The sequence below is a fragment of the Proteiniclasticum sp. genome (genome assembly GCF_003514505.1).
Classification (GTDB): Bacteria; Bacillota; Clostridia; order Clostridiales; family Clostridiaceae; genus Proteiniclasticum.
The window spans coordinates 20,841-36,356 of the sequence record NZ_DOPX01000017.1 but is presented as its reverse complement, the minus strand read 5'-3'; the positions used below and the strand labels follow the sequence as shown (position 1 = coordinate 36,356).

The window sequence follows — 15,516 nt, the reverse complement described above, 5'->3', positions numbered from 1 at the left end:
TTTATAGGAGAATGATATGCCGATAATTACAGTGATTGTGCCCGTATATAACGTAGAAAAGTATTTAGGGAGATGTATGAATTCAATACTAAATCAAAGCTTTAAAGACTTAGAAGTTATATTGATAAATGATGGATCGACAGATGGAAGTGGCGAATTGTGTAATGAATACGCTTCGCAGTATAACAATGTCAGGGTATTTCATAAAAATAACGGCGGATTAAGTTCAGCTAGGAATTTAGGGCTGAATCATGCGAACAGCCCTTACATTTCCTTTATAGATAGTGACGATTGGATTGCTAAAGATACTTATGAGTACATGATGAAGTTGATGTTGACATATGATGCCGAGATAGTGTCCACTAGGTACCTAATCAAAAAAGATGAAATAATGGATCAAAGACCTACAAGTAACGCTAAAATTGAAGTTTTGGAAAATGAAGATGCATTGAAGTTTTATATGCAAATGGGAATAAGTAATTCTGTTAATGATTATTCAGTATGTACTAAATTGTACAAAAAAGATTTGTTTAATGATATCTGCTTTCCTATTGGGCAATACTATGAAGATGTAGTGACAAACTTTAAGTTGATCAAGAAAGCAAAAAAATACATATATAGTGATAAAGTATGTTACTATTATTTCCAGGAAAATACTAGTATTACGCGAAATAAGTTTAGTAGTAAAGACTTTGATATGGAGAAAATTGGACTACAATTGATTGCGGAGAGTAAAGAACTTAATAATCTAGCTTTAGTAAGATTAGCTGAAGAAAAATTAGCTAGAAATTATATGTCGATGCTTTATAAAGCCTGTAAATATGGAATTGACAACTCTCTAGATGACAAAAAAGTTTTTAAATTGTTACAAAAGAAATTAAATGATAATTTTTGGGTTTTGCTTAAATCTAGACTTCAGATTTCCAGAAAGATTCTTACTTTAATTCTAAGAGTTTCTCCTAGATTGCTATTTGATATCTTTAGATTTATTGAGAGGAGGAGGAAATGATAGAATTATTGATTTTTTTGTATATTTTAGTATCCATAGCGGCAACTATTTTTACAAAACTAAAACTGGATAATTACATTAGGTTAAACACTCTCTTTACATATACTTGGACAATTGGAGGGATACTGAATCTAACTAATTTCGCCGGTATGTATCGTGCTGAATATAAAATTCACGGGTATATCTTTATAACGTTGATCATCTTTAATATTGGGTATTTACTTTTTTCGGAGAAAGTTGAAAAAAGAAAGAACATTAAGACCCTATCTCTGTACTTTCCCAAAAGAATACTATTTTTAGCAAATCTTTTGGTTATTCTTTTTATGCTGCCATTTTTTGTGAAAGCGATTAGAATCATTAGTGTCCATGGCTTTGCTTACCTTAGAAAATTCGCATTTGTAGCTAGTGAAGAGTTTACCTCATTGTTTGAAGCGAGAATAATGGTATGGATAGTAGCACCAATAGTATTTGTTTCACTTATAATCGTAGTTATACAGATTATTACGGGGAACTTTAGCATGAAATTAAGCGTGTTAGTGTTGGTTAATGTAGGTTTATATACATTCACGTTAGGTGGGAAAATGTTAATAGTTGTGGCAATATTATTATTTGTTTTGATGCTATTAATAAATCAAATATATTTTGAGCCAATAAAAAAAATAAAACTGAATTTTATTCATCTAACTATACTTGGGGTAGCAGTCTTATACTTAGTTATTACAACCAGCAAAAGAGCATTAAGCGGACTAGGAGTTATTGAAAACTTTGTAGTGTATAATTATGGTGGTATATCTTATTTTGATGCTATTTTGAAAAGTAATGAATACTCAGCATCAAATTCTGAGTTGTTATTAGGTAGAGGTGTATTTGGCATTGTTCTGACACCTTTAATCTATATTATTAGACATACTATAAGAGTTCCATTATATGATTCTGAGTATATTACAAAGTTGATTACTACGTACTTTTTGCCGATTAGTGAGAACTATAATTTTAACTCCCATCCTACCGCGTTATACATTTTCTGGAGAGACACTAATAGTGTTATAGGAATTATCATCGGTGCGATTTTTCTAGTGATGATATCCATCTTTGTTGAAAAGTATTTTAATAAACATCACAATGTGCTTTCACTAAGTATGTTATTGTTTTTATTCTACGCATTTTTCATGACAACACAGAAGTTTGTGTTATATGAAGTTCAATCGGCTATGAATGTTTTTTTTATGTTGCTTTTTACAACTCGGATACTTGAACCAATAGAAATCAAACTGGAGAAAATCTCTAGATAAGAACTCTTTAATAGTTCTTTATCATGCTATATATAGCACAAAATTATAAATTTTTAGGTTAGAGTGAATATATGAAAGAATTAAATAAAATTGCTAAGAATACGATCACATACTTATTAGGGAGCGTGTCATCAAAGCTTGTAGCTTTTTTCATGATCCGTATTTATACCTCATACATCAGTCCAGCTAATTATGGGTTATATGATGTTTCAATAACCTATGCAACTTTATTCTCTTCAATTATTTTTTTGGATATTTGGAGTGGAATGATGAGGTATATATTTGACTATATCAATCCAAAAGAAAAATATGTAGTTGTAAAGAGTTCGTTTATTATATTTGGGTCTTCAATAATTGTATATTCTGTGTTCGTATTTATTTTTAGTAATATTGTCAGACTGGATTATCCATTTTGGGTATATATTTATGGGATATCAATCTCAATTCAGAATCTTTATGGATATTTGGCACGCGGATTTGGATTAAATAAGAAGTTTGCTATATCAGGTATAGTAGGGACGTTTGTGAACTCCTTTTTCAATGTGATTCTTTTAGTTTGGCTAAATTATAATTATAGTTCTCTTTACATATCATATGTCGCAGGTGTGTTAGTACAAGTAATTATATTGGAATCTTCTTTAAAATCAACAAGGAAAATTTTCGAAAGTAAAATAGATTATTATTTAATTAAGAGTCTTTTTAAATTCTCATTACCTTTATCAATAAATTCAGCATCTTATTGGCTTCTTAACAGTTATAGCAGAATTGCAATTACAAATAATTTAGGTGCAGAGCAAAATGGTATTTATGCAATAGCAACCAGATTCGGTGTCATGATTAACTTAATTGCGACATCATTCACAATGGCGTGGCAAGAAATGGCTTTTTCAAAAACTGGAAATGACAAGGAAACATCGAGATTTTATTCAAATGCTACAAATACATTCCTAAAATTATTGCTACAGGCAACTGTGATACTAGTGCCAGCAATATATGTAATTTTTCCTGTATTTGTTGATAATAGCTATTCTGAATCGAAACCAATAATTCCAATATTTATTCTAGCGACCTCATTAGGAATTGTGTCAACTTTTCTTGCGAATATACTTACTGCATATAAGCGAACAGATACAATATTTTATTCCACAGCAATAGCAGGAGTTGTAAATATTTTTTTCATATCAATATTCATTAATGTTTATGGTGTTATTGTAGCAGCGTACGCATTGTTGTTTGGTTATCTTGTGAATTGTGCAATTAGAATAATCTTAATAAAAAGAGAAATTAGATTAATAATTGAGTGGTCAAAGTTGATTCCGCAAATTTTCTTATTAGTTATTTCTTTGTTTTGCTTTTATTATGAAAATCTTCTAATAAATATAATAATAATGATTTTATGTGTTGTTTTAATGTTATATGAGTATAGAATAAAGATTATTGATGTTTATAAAAGTATAAGAAAATAAATAGTGGTGTGAACATGAATAAAGTATTTAGGTAATAGGAGAATGTTTAATGCAAAACAAAGTAAACTTAGATGAAGTTCAGGACAGATTATTTGAAATGATGATATCATTTCACGATATATGTGTCGAAAATAACATTAGATATTATATGTTAGGTGGTACACTATTAGGAGCTGTACGACATGAAGGATTTATTCCTTGGGACGATGATATTGATATCGGACTTCTGAGAGCAGATTACGAAAAGCTGATTTCTTTACCAGAAGCAGTATGGCCGAAGAATCTAGAGCTAAGGATTCCAGGTAAGGATTCAGATTATCCATATGGATATACAAAGTTAATTAGCAGTGATACTACTGTTGTAGAAGATTATGGGAAAGGTATAGTTTTAGGGCTTTTCATTGATATTTTCCCAGTAGATTTTGCAGGAAGATCTAAATTGTCAAGTGAAATGAAGATGAGAGCAGTATCCACTTTAAAAAAGGTTCTTCAAACCACACAAATTACCTCAGTTGATGAGTATACTTTTTTGAAGAAGTTTATAATCATGATAATTAAGAAAATTGGCGTTGAAAGAGTACTTAGAATGACCGGTTGCATTTTAAAATCTGAGAATTCTAATCCTGAATACTATTCGGCTAATTTTTTAGGTGCATGGGGAAATCGAGAAATCGTGAGAACAAAACTATTTGGGAAACCCAGATTATTTAAATTTAGAGATCGAGAATTTTTTGGACCAGAGAATGCAGATGAGTACTTAACATCAATTTATGGAGACTATATGAAACTACCTCCTCTGGAAAAACAACAATCACATCACAATTATCTATATTTTGATTTAGAGACTTCATATAAAGAATATAATAAAATCAGTAATAGTAATTGAGTGAAGCTAATAGGATGGACTTTAACCTATAAATACTAGCTGATTAGTAGGGAGCAATTATGAAAAATAAAAGACTAGTTTCTGTTATTATGAGTGTATATAATGAAAAGCTTGAATGGCTCAAAGAATCTGTAGATTCAATATTGAATCAGACTTATGAAAATATTGAATTTATAGTAATCCTTGACAATCCTGAGAATACAGTATTAAAGCAAACTTTAGAAGAGTATGCCAATATGGATCATAGAATCAAGCTATATATCAATCCTAAAAATATGGGCTTAGTAAATAGCTTGAATTTTGGGCTTACAAAATGTGATGGTGAGTATATTGCTCGTATGGATGCAGATGATGTCTCAGAACTAGATAGGTTTGAAAAGCAAATGCAGTATTTAGAATCTAATAATATTGATTTTGTTTTTTCAGGAGTAGAGTGCATTGATGAAACTAGCCATAGTTTATATATTTTAGGAAATGGGGAATATAATTTCAAAAAATGTAAGAGACTATTGGAAACAACGAACTGTTCATTCCATCCTACATGGTTTATGAAATCTGACGTATATAATGAACTTAATGGATATAGACAAGTTCATTACTGTGAGGATTACGACTTTTCATTAAGAGCTTTAAGTAAAGGGTATAAGATTGGTAAAATTGATAGTGTTTTATTAAAATATCGTGTAAGGAGTAATAGTATATCGAGAAGTTATGCATTGACTCAGTATTTGAACATGGTAGAAATACTCCAACTTTATAAAAAGAATCGACTTAATGATATTGCGGAATTAAATCGAATTTTGAAGGCGAATGAGAAAGAATCGATTGAAAACAATAAAGAAAAATATAAAAATGCTGAAATAGAAATCATGAAAATTACACATTTATTTAGCGGGAAGAAGTATATAAAAGCTATGTCTAATATTGTTAAGATGAGTCTGAAAAATGTTTATTTCAGACAAAAACTTACAAAGAGTATTAAGTTCAAGCTAATAAATAAGTTTTATTAATCATTATGAGTTAACTAATCGACTAGATGTACATCAAATGATAGTGTAAAGGAGTAAATAATATGAATATAGCAATTATACTTGCAGGTGGAAAAGGTACTCGTATGGGCATTGTGGATCAACCTAAGCAGTTTATTGATATTTATGGTAAGCCAATCATGGTACATACATTAGAGATGTTTGATGTACATGAGAATATCGATGCAATCTGTATAGTTGGACTTAAAGAGTGGCATGAAGATATTAAAATCTGGGTTCGTAAATTTGAAATTAATAAAGTTAGGTGGATCGTTGAAGGGGGCCAGTCAAGGCAAGAATCTGTCCTGAATGGGTTAAGTGCAATCAAAGATGATGTAGATGATAATGATATAGTTGTAATTCATGATGCTGCAAGACCGTTAGTAAATCATAGAATCATAAGTGATAATATCAATACTGCAATAAAGTATGGATGTGTTGATACCGTAATTCCTTCAGCAGATACAATAATAAATAGTAATGATGGAAAAAGGATAAACTCAATACCAAGTAGAAATGAGCTTTATTTAGGGCAAACACCACAGAGTTTTCAGTATTCGATAATATGGAATGCTCATCTGCATGCGAGTGATGAAGTAAGAAAATCTGCTACAGATGATTGTAAGCTGGTTTTAAACTATGGAAAAGAAGTCCATTTGGTACAAGGAGATAAAATGAACTTCAAGATTACAACAATGGAAGATATTTTGTTGCTTAAATCTATTGTTAAAATGAGTAAACTGGAGAGGATATAATGCTTAGTAAGGGATTCAAAGTTGTCCAACCTAGAAGGTTCGAAGTTTATATTGAAGATCTTGATTTTAACGAAGGAAGAACTCTAGTTAAGATTGATACTGCAGCTATTTGCAAAGCTGACTTAAGATACTACATAGGAAAAAGAGACGCTAGAGTACTTGGTTTGAAGTATCCAATGAATTTGATTCATGAAGCTGTTGGAACAGTAGTAAAAGATAAGTCTGGAAGATTTAGTGTAGGAGATCGGGTGGTATTGGTTCCAAATTATATTCCAGATACTCATAATTCAAGTGAATGCAAAGTTTGCCAAAATAGTTATTTGGGTGAAAACTACTGCCCAAGTGCGTTGTTTGCGTCTAGCAATTTTAATGGTTTCAGTAGAGACTACATCGTATGGCCGGCTAAGAATCTTGTTAAATTTGATAACTCAATTAGTTTTAATCATGCAGTTTTTGCAGAGTTAACATCTGTAGCCAATGCAGCGTACCGAAGAATTGATTCTAGGGAGGATGATGTCATTGCTGTTTGGGGTGATGGAATCCTAGGCTATATTCTAGTGGCAGTATTAAAACAGTTTCATAATGGAGATATAATTGTAATTGGGCATAATGAAGAAAAGCTCTCGAAATTTGAAGGTGTTAGAACTTTCTTATCTGACGATCCAAGAATAAGAGATTGTAGCATCACTGTTGGATTTGAATGTATTGGAGGTGCTCCTTCTGAAAAAGGGATTGAAGAGATAATAAATGTTATCCAACCTGGTGGGCGTATAGTGTTAACAGGAGTTGCAGAAGATTATGTTAAGATAGATACAAGAAGAGTTCTAGAAAAAGGGCTGTCATTATATGGAATTACAAGAAGTTCTGTTAAGGATTTTGAAGTAGCAGTACAACTTCTTAAGAAAGCTGATTTCATATCAGATATTTCCAAGTTAGTCTTAGAGGTTGATATCATTAAAAATATTATTGATTATTATGAGACATTCGAAAAGGAATCAACAAATAGAAAATTAGGTAAGTTTGTTATGAAATTCCAATTCTAAATTCATAAGATAAAATGCTTTTTTATAATAATCGGGCTTTTAAAGACCAGAAAGGAAAAAACTATTGGCCAGTTTATTTCTAAAAGTATTTCTGGCCAATAGTTGTCAAAATAAGTTTTGAAATGCAAATATTCAACCTAACGCGGCTAACTACATAATAGTTCTAATTACGGAAAATGAAATTATGAAGTGCATCTACAGTCTTATACTTATCAAAAACGAGGTACCAGATTCCATTAATCATCTCACCTTCAGAATCTTCATCTAACGGAAAACGAGCTTGCTTGATTTCCTTCATACCAGTATTTAAAACGCTTGTACCCACTTTGAGCATATAGCTTGAAGTAATGTTGGTTTCAACATTGGGTGCAAGCTTTTGTATTGTTCCTGGAAGTTCCAAAATATTCAATGTAGTTAGTTTTCTGATGATCCCTGAAAGAACAATTCGTTGTCTTTGGGTTCTCTCATAATCACCATCTCCGACCTTGCGAATTCGGGCATAAGCGACAGCTTGTGTTCCATCCAGCAGCTGATAGCCAGGTTTTGTGATCATGCTGAAGTCCGTACCATTAACATAAGCTACATCATTTGTGTATTTGTTGATCATATCAATTTCTTCTTCTTTTACCTGTGCATAGATTCCGCCGATGGAATCAATAATATTAGTCAAACCACTGTAATCGATAGAGGCAAAATACTTGATGTTCATCTTATAGTTCTTGTTTATTGTATGGAGAGCAAGTTCTGGGCCCCCAAAAGCATAAGCATGATTCAGTTTATCTTCACCGTGCCCTTTGATCTCTACTAGAGAGTCACGCATTATTGATGAAAGTTTAATGCTGTTGCTAATAGGATCTATGGATAGGATCATCATGGCATCGGATCTGCCCGGATCATACTGATCCCGTTTATCGATTCCCATAAGGAGAATATTGATGATCGCTTTATTCTCTTTAAAGATATTAACGATTTCTTCTTCCTCTTCTTCTATGCCCAATTCCTCGTTTTCTTTTGGAATATCAACATAAGAGACTTTATTATAGGTGTTTTGAAAAAAAGTATAAGCTATACCGATAGCAGATAACAATAATCCCAGCAAGATTAAGATTGTTATTTTAAGTTTCTTATGTCTTTTCCTCTTGTTTTTTCCTTTTGATAAATTAACTTCAACTTCAGTGTCCATCTAAAATCTCCTCAAAATTCATTGCATATTATTATAGTTGGAATTTCTTAATTTTTTCCATGTATTCCTTACATAAAAAAATAAAATTCATGATGACGTTTACGTCACTATTTTATGATTGATATTTTTTAAGGATGATGTATTCTGTTTAATGGATGTAATCGCTTGTTCACAATACTTCAGACATCTTTCAATAATTGATAAGAACGAGTTCATATGTGAGTGGTAATTTAATTGTAACCATATCAGGAGATTACAACGCTAAAATGAAGTATCCCTATGAAAGTGAGAATAGAAACTGATGAGCGTTCATTCCTTAGAAAATCGACTATATGAAATCATAAAGAGAGTATTTGACCTGATTGTATCAGGAGTATCCATTGTTTTACTTTTCCCGTTGATGGGTATTATTTATTGTATCATCAAAATTCAGGATCCTGGCCCTGCGATTTTCAAGCAGGAAAGAATCGGAAAGGACGGTAAACTTTTTAGTATTTACAAATTCAGATCCATGAAGCAAAATGCACCTAACATTGCGGCAAGAGAGATCAATGAAGAGGATTATGTGACAAGCATAGGAAAGATCTTGAGAAAGACTAGCCTTGATGAGTTGCCGCAGCTTCTTAATATTCTAAAAGGAGAAATGTCCTTTGTGGGTCCAAGACCGCTGATACCCAACGAAGGCATTATCAATGATCTAAGAGTAGAAAAAGAAATACATAAGCTGATTCCTGGACTTACAGGGTGGGCACAGATCAAAGCTAGAAACACCCACAGTATGGAAGAGAAACTTGATTTAGATGTGTATTATTATAGCAATCGAAATTTCCTGCTGGATCTTAAGATCATCTTCATGACTTTTTCTTCTATGATTCAAAGAGAAGAATAGGATTTTTTGAAACAGACACATTCGGAGGACATATGACAATTAAAGATGGTATTAAAAATTACTGGAGTGAATTTAGAAGCAAAGATCTTTTCGTAAGACTACTGATTCTTTTTATTCTTTTAAGTCCTCTTATGGATATCCTTACATCCATAGGAAAAAGAGAACTGAACATTGACCTCAGCATAGGTATTCTTCTTAAAGGTATATTTTTAATTTATATAGGACTAAGACTCATTATTGAGAAATCTCAAAATAAATTACAACAAATACTAAGAGGAATGGTCATCGCGGTTGTATTTTACGCGCTGACTCATCTCACCATCGTTTATCTGAACTTTGGATTAAGCAGAATGATCCTGGCTGCACTAAATTTAGCCAAAACATTTTTCTTCCCAGTTTTTACCCTGGGATTGGTGAAATTCCTCAAGAAAGAAGATTATAAAGATATACGAGATGCCATGGTCATGAGTGGAGTTATCATCATCCTCACCATGGCAATTTCAATGGCAACAGGGACGGACTACAATGCTTATAAATTCAATAAGTTAGGCTCAGTAGGATGGTTCTTCGCAGCAAATGAGGTAAGCGCATTCATCGGCATACTTACCCCCATGTTGCTGTACTACCTTCTGGAGAAATGGAAGCTGCCCTTATACCTTAAAGTGCTGTCTATCACAGGTTATGTTCTAGTATACTATCAGATCGGAACCAAAGTGGTAGGACTCTCCGTAATACTCGTGACAGTTTTTCTTGTGTTATATCATATGGCAGGAAAGCTGAAGGATCCGAAGCTGCGCGTAAAGAATCAGCTGATACCACTCCTGCTTATTCTGGTTGTAGGAATAGGATTTGTTCCTTTGACCCCCATCGGGATCAACATGAACATTCATCTGGAGCTTTTAAAATATCAGGAACCTGAAATAGGGGAAGAGGAAGGAGCTTCAGGTGAAGAACTTTCTGAGGACTTTGATATGGAAGAGCTTCTTCATAACAATCCGCAAGTTCTGAATTTTATTTTTAGTGGAAGAGATCAGTATTTTGCAGTAAGAAAACACATCTATGATGAAGCTGATAGCTTGCAGAAGATCTTTGGCTTATCTCAATTCGGTTATACCGATGATGGAGAAATAAAGTCCTACATTGTGGAGATTGATTATGTGGATATATTTTTCAATTTTGGGGTCATTGGGATGCTTCTATACTGGGGGATAATCTTTATGGTGATTTTCACGAGTATCTATCATCTTCTTAAAAGAAAACTTCTATTTGTTTTAAACAGCCCGATTCCTTATATCATCAGCGCCATGATCCTGGCTTTCGGCATAGGGATGTTCGCTGGTCATGTATTTGTATCCCCTGCGGTAAGTATGTATATCGCTCTCTATATTGCAATGCTTTATAGGGAGACTCAAAGTCCAAAGAAAAAAGTTACTGTTTAAGAACTTGAACGATTGGAGCAGACAAATGAAAACTGAAAGTATTCTTGGTGTGCACATCCTCGCCACGGATTATAAAGAGTTCATGGATGTATTAAAAGAAGACATTATCAATAAAGAAAAAAGGATTATCGTTGCCATCAATCCGGAAAAAATCATGAAGATGCGGAGGGATAAGATTTTACAAAGATTTATCCAAAACTCTGATTACCGCATTCCAGACGGAGTGGGTGTCCTCATGGCATCCAAGAGAAAAGATGGCGCCATCAAGAATCGTATCACGGGCGTAGACACCATGACCCACCTTTGCGGCTTAGCAGCAAAGGAAGGTTTCAAGGTCTTCCTATATGGCGGCAAAGAGGAAGTAGTTCAAAAAGCAAAAGAGAACCTTCTGGAGACCTATAAAGGCTTACAGATTGTAGGAACACAAAATGGTTATGACGCACCAGAGAACCTGGTGGATATCATCAATGAAAGCGGAGCACAGATCCTCTTCATCGCCATGGGATCTCCAAAGCAGGAGCTGTGGATGGAAGAGCATCAGGAGAAGCTTCATGTGAACATCATGCAAGGAGTCGGCGGATCCTTTGATGTTCTAGGAGGCTTCGTGAAAAGAGCCCCGGCATGGATGCAGAGTCATGGACTGGAATGGCTTCATCGGCTTCTAGTGAATCCATCGAGAATTCTAAGGCAGATGAACCTTATTCGGTTTTACCTGCTCTTACGTAAAGAAGGAAAGAGCCTGTAGCCTTCACTAGCATATATATTAGTGCTGGAATAGAAAAAGAAAGTACGAGTAAACATTTCGGGAGGAGAAGCTTCATGTCTATCAAGAAGAAAGAAAGAATACTGCTGGTGACACCGGGCTATCCAAGTCCTGACAATCTATACAACCATTCTTTTGTCCACCAGAGAGTTCTCGGGTACAAAGAAGAAGGTCTTTTGGTGGAAGTCTTTTCTGTTCCTGGCAGCCCATACAAGAAAAATATGGAGACACCTAAGGTCAGAAAATATCAGATCGATGACGTGGAAGTGCTGGAAGGTACCCATGGAAATCTCAAAGACCATCTGAGAAAAAATGTATATGACAAGATCCTCATCCATTTCGCCTGGAAAAACATCATGGAGATCGTTCTCCCAGAGAGTGTGGGCACACCTCTTCTCATCTGGGTTCACGGGGTGGAAGCCTTATCCTGGAAAAGAAGACTCTTTAACCTGACACCGGATGTGAAGGAAGTGGTGAAGTTTCTGGGGTATATTCCTTTTAACATCCAGCAGCTGCGTTTTGTGAGAGGGCTTATAGAGAAGAAGGATAGACGGATCACCTTTATCTTTGTTTCCCACTGGATGAAAGACATCCTGGAGAAGGATACCAAGACTAAGGTGGAGAGCTTTCAGATCATCCCTAATGTCATCAATGAGAATCTCTTTTCCTATGAGAAAAAAGAAGAAGATCAAAGATACCATATCTTCAATGTGCGGCCATACCACTCTAAAAAATACGCCAATGATCTTATGGTGGAGACGATTTTGAAGCTGAAGGATTCACCGGAGTTCTCAAAGCTTCAGTTCCACCTGTACGGTGCAGGCAGGCTGTTTGAGAAGACCGTAAGAAGAATCAAAGATCTTCCCAATGTGCATCTGGAAAACCGGATGCTGCCTCAGAAGGAGATGGCAAAGATCCATAAAAAATGTGGGATCTTACTCATGCCCACCAGACAGGATGCCCAGGGCGTTTCCATGTGTGAGGCCATGAGCAGCGGCCTTGTGCCTGTGGTATCGAAAAATACAGCCATTCCGGAGTTTGTGCCGGAAAATGCAGGGTATCTTTGCGAGAATCCAGAAGAGATGGCAAACGCCATACAGGAACTGGTGGAGCTGGAGGATGTATTTTTAAGAAAATCAGAAGCGGCATCAGTGTTAATTCAACAGAAATGTGGTACCAAGACGGTGCTTCTTCAGGAGATTCATTTGATCCAGGGAAACCGCTAAATTCTACAGGAACAATGAAAGAAAAATTCAAGCACATTGCTAATTAATATAAAGAAAGACTAGGAATCCTTTGGCCTTGCCAAAAGGATTCCTGCTACAAAGAGGAGACTAAAATCATGAGACCAATCAATGTCATCGGATTAGGATACATCGGACTGCCCACAGCGCTGATGTTTGCAAAAAGTGGCGTACCTGTCATCGGTACCGATTATAATAAGGATCTGGTGGAGACCCTGAAGGCCGGACACCTGACCTTTGAAGAAGAGGGTATGGAAGCGCTTTTTGAAAAAGCGTTGATAGAAGGCATCCAGTTTTCCACAGAGTATCAAAAAGCAGATGTCTACATCATCTCTGTACCCACACCTTTTATCCGTTCCAGCAAGAAGATTGACCCAAAGTATGTGGTATCTGCGGTAAGCAGTGTGCTGGATGTCTGTGAAAAAGGAGCTATTCTTATTTTAGAGTCTACTGTTTCACCTGGTACCATGGACCGGTTTGTAAGACCGGAAGTGGAGAAAAGAGGCTATACCATAGGAGAGGATATTCACCTGGTGCATGCGCCGGAAAGAATCATTCCTGGAAATATGGTCTATGAACTGGAGCATAACTCCAGGACCATCGGTGCGGATTCTACAGAAATCGCAGAGAAAATAAAGAGCCTTTATGGGAGCTTCTGTAAAGGAGAGATTGTTTTAACGGACATCCGTTCTGCTGAAATGTCCAAGGTGGTGGAAAACACCTATAGAGACATCAACATCGCCTTTGCCAATGAATTGGCGCAGTTGTGCAGACACGACAACATGGATGTCTATGAGATCATCCGCATTGCCAATAAGCACCCAAGAGTCAATATCTTAAGCCCTGGACCTGGAGTCGGTGGACACTGCATCTCCGTGGATCCTTGGTTCTTGGTGGGGGATTATCCTGATTTTACCAGCCTCATCCATAACGCAAGAGACATCAATGACTCCATGCCGGAGTTTGTGAGAAAGAGAATCCTCACCATCATGAAGGAAAGAGGCATTGATTCCTTACAGAAAGTGGGTCTCTATGGACTCACCTACAAAGAGAATGTGGATGATTTAAGAGAAAGTCCCACTTTGCAGCTTTTGGAGATCTTCAAGGAGAATCTCAATGAAGGCGTCAAGGTGTATGACCCTTTCATCCGAAAAAGCGTTGTAGAAGGGCAGGTGCTGGACTTCTCTGAATTTCTGAATGGACTGGAGATGGTGGTTGTCATGGTAGCCCATAACCACATCAAAGAGCATCTGAAAGAAATTGAAAATCTTGTGGTGTTTGATACCAAAAATGTTACGGGCCTTGCTCATGCTGAAAAGCTGTAAGATGCCGCTAAGAAAAGGAGGGAAAACTCCATGAAGAAATTAAAAGTCATGACCATTTTCGGCACAAGACCAGAAACCATCAAAATGGCCCCTTTGGTGTTGGAGCTGAAGAAAAGAGAAGAGATCGAGACCATTGTCTGCGTCACAGCCCAGCACAGACAGATGCTGGACCAGGTGCTTTCAGCCTTTGATATCGTGCCGGATTATGATCTGGATGTGATGCAGAAAAACCAGACGCTGACAGACATCACCAGCCGTGTGCTTCAGGGCCTTGATGGTGTTATGAAGGAAGTGCAGCCGGATCTTGTGCTGGTCCACGGAGATACCACCACTACCTTTGCGGGTGCCCTTGCGGCATTTTACAACCAAGTGGCCATCGGTCATGTGGAAGCGGGGCTTCGGACCTTTGATAAATATTCTCCGTTTCCGGAGGAGGCCAACCGCCAGTTTGTGGGCGTCATTGCAGATCTTCATTTTGCGCCTACTGAAAAGAGCAAGGAGAATCTCTTGAAGGAGCAGAAGAAAGAAAAGGACATCTATGTCACTGGCAATACAGCCATAGATGCCTTAAAGACGACTGTAAGAGAGAACTACAGCCATGAGATCCTGCATTGGGCTGAGGGCTCAAAACTCATCACCCTCACAGCCCACAGAAGAGAAAATCTGGGAGAGCCCATGCGCCAGATGTTCCGTGCCATTAAAAGAGTGCTGGAGGAGCATGAGGATGTGAAGGTGATTTATCCGGTGCATCTTAACCCCAAAGTCCAGGAAGTGGCGGATGAGGTTTTTGGAAGCCATGACCGGGTACGCCTGGTAGCGCCCATGGAGGTTCTGGATTTCCATAACATCCTAGCCAGATCTTACCTGATTCTCACAGACAGTGGCGGCATTCAGGAAGAAGCGCCATCTTTAGGAAAACCTGTCATCGTCCTTCGGGATACCACAGAGCGGCCAGAAGGCATTGCTGCAGGTACCTTGAAGCTGGCAGGAACAGAAGAGGAGACCATTTACAGCATTCTTTCAGAACTCTTGGAGAATCAGAAGGAATATGAGAAAATGAGTACAGCGAAGAACCCCTATGGGGATGGTCATGCCAGTGAGAAGATTGTGGACATCATCCTGGAGAGGTTCAGACAAGCATAACGAATCTTGCAAAAGCAGGGGTAGTGGCTTGGAAATAGATAGAGTGTAACG

14 protein-coding genes are annotated in these 15,516 nt (G+C 36.3%); 13 read left to right on the top strand and 1 reads right to left on the bottom strand.

Features of this window, described 5'->3' with window-relative positions:
* The first annotated feature begins 16 nt into the window (after nt 1–16).
* The 7 genes from DEF30_RS05910 (at nt 17) to DEF30_RS05880 (ending at nt 7,479) form a co-directional block, all read left to right on the top strand.
* A complete protein-coding gene (locus tag DEF30_RS05910; protein WP_294097391.1) occupies nt 17–1,009 on the top strand; it encodes a glycosyltransferase family 2 protein in 993 nt (330 codons plus the stop codon).
* Nucleotides 1,006–2,301 (top strand): O-antigen polymerase, encoded by a 1,296-nt coding sequence (locus DEF30_RS05905; RefSeq protein ID WP_294097390.1) that lies wholly within the window; start codon nt 1,006–1,008, stop codon nt 2,299–2,301. Before DEF30_RS05910 ends, DEF30_RS05905 begins: the two co-directional genes overlap by 4 nt.
* A gap of 71 nt (nt 2,302–2,372) precedes the next feature.
* A complete protein-coding gene (locus tag DEF30_RS05900) occupies nt 2,373–3,767 on the top strand; it encodes an oligosaccharide flippase family protein (protein ID WP_294097389.1) in 1,395 nt (464 codons plus the stop codon).
* A gap of 49 nt (nt 3,768–3,816) precedes the next feature.
* A complete protein-coding gene (locus DEF30_RS05895; RefSeq protein ID WP_294097388.1) occupies nt 3,817–4,653 on the top strand; it encodes a LicD family protein in 837 nt (278 codons plus the stop codon).
* Nucleotides 4,654–4,712: 59 nt separating this feature from the next.
* Entirely contained in the window at nt 4,713–5,663 is a 951-nt protein-coding gene (locus DEF30_RS05890) for a glycosyltransferase (protein ID WP_294097387.1), read from the top strand.
* Between the two features lie 62 nt (nt 5,664–5,725).
* Entirely contained in the window at nt 5,726–6,436 is a 711-nt protein-coding gene (gene ispD, locus DEF30_RS05885; RefSeq protein WP_294097386.1) for a 2-C-methyl-D-erythritol 4-phosphate cytidylyltransferase, read from the top strand.
* Entirely contained in the window at nt 6,436–7,479 is a 1,044-nt protein-coding gene (locus DEF30_RS05880; protein WP_294097385.1) for an alcohol dehydrogenase catalytic domain-containing protein, read from the top strand. Before ispD ends, DEF30_RS05880 begins: the two co-directional genes overlap by 1 nt.
* Before the next feature lie 163 nt (nt 7,480–7,642).
* Here DEF30_RS05880 and DEF30_RS05875 read toward each other — a convergent pair whose 3' ends face one another.
* Entirely contained in the window at nt 7,643–8,662 is a 1,020-nt protein-coding gene (locus DEF30_RS05875) for an LCP family protein (RefSeq protein ID WP_294097384.1), read from the bottom strand.
* Nucleotides 8,663–8,963: 301 nt separating this feature from the next.
* Between DEF30_RS05875 and DEF30_RS05870 the strand changes: the two genes are divergently transcribed.
* The 6 genes from DEF30_RS05870 to wecB all read left to right on the top strand — a co-directional run bounded on the left by DEF30_RS05870 (nt 8,964) and on the right by wecB (nt 15,465).
* On the top strand, nt 8,964–9,551 hold the full coding sequence (locus tag DEF30_RS05870) for a sugar transferase (protein WP_294097383.1): 588 nt from the start codon (nt 8,964–8,966) through the stop codon (nt 9,549–9,551).
* A gap of 32 nt (nt 9,552–9,583) precedes the next feature.
* The gene (locus DEF30_RS05865) at nt 9,584–10,990 is read left to right on the top strand and encodes an O-antigen ligase family protein (protein ID WP_294097382.1); all 1,407 of its coding nucleotides are present in this window, start codon (nt 9,584–9,586) and stop codon (nt 10,988–10,990) included.
* Between the two features lie 25 nt (nt 10,991–11,015).
* Nucleotides 11,016–11,735 (top strand): WecB/TagA/CpsF family glycosyltransferase, encoded by a 720-nt coding sequence (locus DEF30_RS05860; RefSeq protein ID WP_294097381.1) that lies wholly within the window; start codon nt 11,016–11,018, stop codon nt 11,733–11,735.
* 74 nt (nt 11,736–11,809) lie between these two features.
* Nucleotides 11,810–12,979, top strand: coding sequence for a glycosyltransferase family 4 protein (locus tag DEF30_RS05855; RefSeq protein ID WP_294097380.1), 1,170 nt, complete (start codon nt 11,810–11,812; stop codon nt 12,977–12,979).
* A 116-nt stretch (nt 12,980–13,095) separates the two neighbouring features.
* Nucleotides 13,096–14,322: a nucleotide sugar dehydrogenase gene (locus tag DEF30_RS05850; protein ID WP_294097379.1), complete on the top strand. Its 1,227-nt coding sequence runs from the start codon at nt 13,096–13,098 to the stop codon at nt 14,320–14,322.
* 30 nt (nt 14,323–14,352) lie between these two features.
* On the top strand, nt 14,353–15,465 hold the full coding sequence (wecB, locus tag DEF30_RS05845) for a UDP-N-acetylglucosamine 2-epimerase (non-hydrolyzing) (RefSeq protein ID WP_294097378.1): 1,113 nt from the start codon (nt 14,353–14,355) through the stop codon (nt 15,463–15,465).
* Nucleotides 15,466–15,516 lie beyond the last annotated feature (51 nt).